This window comes from Mesorhizobium sp. M5C.F.Ca.IN.020.32.2.1, assembly GCF_004023105.1.
Taxonomy (GTDB): Bacteria; Pseudomonadota; Alphaproteobacteria; order Rhizobiales; family Rhizobiaceae; genus Mesorhizobium; species Mesorhizobium wenxiniae.
On the sequence record NZ_RZSX01000610.1, the window covers coordinates 1 to 4,020 of the forward strand.

Sequence of the window (4,020 nt, forward strand, 5' to 3'; positions counted from 1 at the left end):
CCTGCGTGCCGGTCTGCGACACGGCAAGCCCGCCGATGACGATCGCCACGCGCGCACCGCGTGAACCGGACCACGGCCGCGCATAGACATCGAACGGCCGCCTGCCGTCAGCGGCACGAACCGGCAATGGGCCGGTTTCGCCGGCCTCGACCAGCTCCCTGTCGGGAATATGCGCGATCCTCAGGTTTTGGCCGATCGTCGAAGGGTCGCGAATGACAATGGCCGCCCTGGGCGGACCATCGCCCGCTTCGGTCGGCAGGTGGATGATCTGCGGCCCGCCTGTCTTGGACCCGCTCGTGTTGGGTACCGCTTCCGCCTTCAATGTCGGCTCAGCGGCCGGCGCTGCGGATTCGACCACCGGTGTCGTCTTCGGCGTCGAAACGGCGACTTCTTGCGGCTTTCGAAACGGCCTTTCGCGCAGCGCAATCGCGCCGGAGACGCCGATCACGGCCAGCACCAGGAGCGTGGCCGCGACCACACCCGCGCTGATCCTGCGGGGCGCGCGCGGCGGCCGCACGGCCTGCCCGAGTGGGCGTTCGATGTCGTTGCCGATGTCAGCCAAGCCGCATCCCCAGCCGCGGTTCCCCCGAATCAAACTGCCGAGGCCTTGCGGCCCCGGCAGCATTACATCGCTTCGATCAGGCAGCCAGAGCTGTTGTCCGGCTGATCGACTTTTACTGGTTCGGCACAGCCCCTACTGGTTCAGCACGGCCCTACTGGTTCAAGACGGCCTTGTCCGGATTCGGCGGGAACGCCGGATCGGTCTTCTCGCCGCGCAGCAATTGCTGGGCAAAGATGAGCTGCAGGTCGTCCTTCGGCTCCGGCGGCACATAGGCTGCCGAGCCCGAACCGGTATCGCCCTCGTCGCTGCCCTTGATGTGGCCCTTGAGGTCCGACTCGCCGCGCGTCAAATCCCTGCCCTGCAGGTCCGGCGGCAACGGCTGGTCGACCTTGATGTCGGGCGTGATGCCCTTGCCCTGGATCGACTTGCCGGACGGCGTGTAATAGAGCGCCGTCGTCAGGCGCAGCGCGCCGTTCTCGCCGAGCGGGACGATGGTCTGCACCGAACCCTTGCCGAAGGACTGCGTGCCGACCACCGTGGCGCGGCGCAAATCCTGCAGCGCGCCGGCGACGATTTCGGACGCACTGGCCGAGCCGCCATTGACGAGCACGACCAGCGGCTTGCCGTCGATGTCGTCGCCCGGCCGCGCGTCGAAGCGGGTGACGTCCTTCGGATCGCGGCCGCGCGTCGAGACGATCTCGCCACGGGTGAGGAAGGCGTCGGACACGCTCACCGCCTGGTCGAGCAACCCGCCCGGATTGAGGCGCAGATCGAGCACGTAGCCCTTGAGCTTTTCGTCCGGCACCTGCTTCTTGATGGTGTCGATGGCGTTCTCGAGGTCGTCATGCGTCTTTTCGGTGAAGGAGGTGATCTTCATGTAGCCGATGTCGTTCTCGACCCGGAACTTGACCGCCTTGACCTTGATGATGTCGCGCACCACCGTCAGTTCGATCGGCTTGTCGGCGCCCTCGCGCAGGATAGTGAGCTTGATCGGCGTGTTGACCAGCCCGCGCATCTTCTCGACCGCGTCGTTGAGGCTCAGGCCGCGAACCTCCTCGCCGTCGATCTTGGCAATATAGTCGCCGGCAAGCACGCCCGCTTTGGCGGCCGGCGTATCGTCGATCGGCGTGATCACCTTGACCAGGTCGTTCTCCATGGTGACCTCGATGCCGAGGCCGCCGAACTCGCCCTTGGTCTGCACGCGCATGTCCTGCGCCTCTTCGGCGTTCATATACGAGGAGTGCGGGTCGAGTGAGGTAAGCATGCCGTTGATAGCATTTTCGACCAGCGACTTGTCGTCGGGCGGCGTCACGTACTGCGCCCGCACCCGCTCGAAGATGTCACCGAAGATCGCCAGTTGCTTATACGTCTCGGAGCCCGCAGCGTTCGCCGTCGAGCCGGGGGCGCCATAGACCAGGCTCATCGCGGATGCGCCCATCAGCGCACCGGCAAACAGAAGCGAAAGTTTCCGCATCATCTCACGTCCTTCCAGAGAAACGGTCCGCCCACCATGGGGTCGGATCGACGGGTTTTCCATCCTTGCGGAACTCAACATAGAGCTCCGGCGTGGCATTTCCATTCTTCGATGCCGAGGTGCTCGCCACCCGGGCCTCTCCCATCGCGCCGACCGGCTCTCCTGCGAGCACCGACTGGCCAGACGCGACGCTGATTCTGCTCATCCCCGCGAGAACGACATGATAGCCGTCACCCGCGTTCAGGATCAAGAGTTGACCATAGGAGCGAAAAGGTCCCGCATAAAGCACATTTCCGTCCGCTGGCGCGGTGACGATGGCTCCCGATTGTGTCGCAACCATGTCACCGAGCATCACTGCGCCGTTACCGTCGCTGGCCCCGAACCGCCGCTTGATCTTTCCGGTGACGGGCAGCGCGATCTGCCCCTGAAGCGCCGAAAACGGTGCAGCGGCGGTGAGCCGGTTGGCTTCCGGGACCGGCAGGGCCGCCAGTTCCGTCTGTGCCGGGGCCTTCTGTGCCGGGGCCTTCTGTGCCGGGGCCGTCTGTGCCGGAGCCTTGTCGGCGTCTGCGGCCTTCTGCTCGGCTGCCTTCGCCGCGTCCGCCGCTTTGCGGGCCTTGTCGGCCTCGAGCGAGGCGATCAGTTCCTTCAGGCTGCCGGCCTTGGCCGCCAGAGCTGCGGATCGCTGCTTTTCCGCCGCCAGTGCCGTTTGCGTCTCGGCCTCGAGCTTCTGCTTGGCTTCGAGCAGCATGCCGAGCCGCTTCTTTTCCGCCGTCTGTTCGCCGACTGCCGCCGTCAGCCGCGCCCGCTCCGCCTCGATCGAAGCGGTCACCCGCGACTGCTCCTTGAGGTCCGCCAGCAATATCTCGGTCTGCTGGCGCAGTTCCGGCACCACGGCGCCGAGCAGGATGGCGCTGCGCACCGACGACAGCGCGTCCTCCGGCTTGACCAGGATGGCCGGCGGCGGATTGAGCCCCATACGCTGCAGCGCGGCCAGCACCTCGGCCAGAACGTCGCGTCTAGCGGCCAGCGAGGCGCGGATTTTCTGCTCCTCGCCCTTCAACCCTTCCAGCTTGGCACCGATGTCCTCGATGTCCTGGCCGAGCTTCTGCTCGGTCATCGCCGACTGGATCAGCGCCGCGGTGATCGAGGCATGGTCCTTCTTGACCGTTGCCATGTCGGCGGCGAGCTTGGCCAACCGCTCCGACGACAGCGTGATCTCCTTCGACACCCGTTCGTATTCGGCACGGCTCTGGTCCGGATCAGGCGCCATATCGAGCCTGTTCTCAGCCCGCGCGGCACCAAGCGACAGCATAAGCAGCGCCGCTGCCAAGCCGCAGCGTGCGCGCCAAAAGCCCGTTCGCGATTTCCAATCTTCAGACATTGAAGCCCGACTCTATGCGTGGCTTCGTTAACGAACCATCAACCATGTTCGAGAGCCCTGCCGACCACAAACAGCCTCGTGACGCATTGAGGCGAAAATCCGGGCGGCTCACGCCAATCCACCGGTTTTGGGTTGGAACCTGCCCATGGATTTGCGGGCAAGGACTCACGAACGATGATAGGGATGACCCAAAAGAATAGTGACGGCCCGGTAAAGCTGCTCGCCCAACATGACCCGGACCAGTTGGTGCGGCCATGTCAGCGCGCCGAACGACACCATCAGATCGGCCTGATCGCGCAGCGACTGGTCGTGACCGTCGGCACCGCCGATGGCGATGACGAGTGCCTTGCGGCTGCCATCACGCAACAGGCCGATGCGCCCGGCGAAATCCTCGGAGGAAAAGTTTTTGCCGCGCTCATCGAGCAGCATCAGCGCGGTACCGGGCTGCAGCTGCGTCTGCAGCTTCTGGCCTTCTTCGCGGCGACGCTCGTTGGCGGTCTGGGCGCGGCCCTCCGGAATCTCGACAACCCCTGAGAATTCGAGCCCCACGGCCTGCCCGCTCTTGGCGAAGCGCTCGAAATACCTGTCGGCGAGCTGCTTCTC

Annotated in this window: 3 protein-coding genes and 1 pseudogene; all 4 read right to left on the reverse strand. The window is 65.2% G+C overall.

Annotated elements, in window-relative coordinates:
• A pseudogene (locus tag EOA86_RS25355) lies at nucleotides 1-562 on the reverse strand (divergent polysaccharide deacetylase family protein); the annotation flags it as partial.
• Nucleotides 563-713: 151 nt separating this feature from the next.
• Entirely contained in the window at nucleotides 714-2,039 is a 1,326-nt protein-coding gene (locus tag EOA86_RS25360; protein WP_065011203.1) for a S41 family peptidase, read from the reverse strand.
• Between the two features lies 1 nt (nucleotide 2,040).
• Nucleotides 2,041-3,417 (reverse strand): murein hydrolase activator EnvC, encoded by a 1,377-nt coding sequence (locus EOA86_RS25365; RefSeq protein WP_128344185.1) that lies wholly within the window; start codon nucleotides 3,415-3,417, stop codon nucleotides 2,041-2,043.
• A 165-nt stretch (nucleotides 3,418-3,582) separates the two neighbouring features.
• Nucleotides 3,583-4,020, reverse strand: a 438-nt coding sequence (gene rlmH / locus EOA86_RS25370; RefSeq protein WP_128344187.1) for a 23S rRNA (pseudouridine(1915)-N(3))-methyltransferase RlmH, incomplete at its 5' end; no start/stop codon positions are given.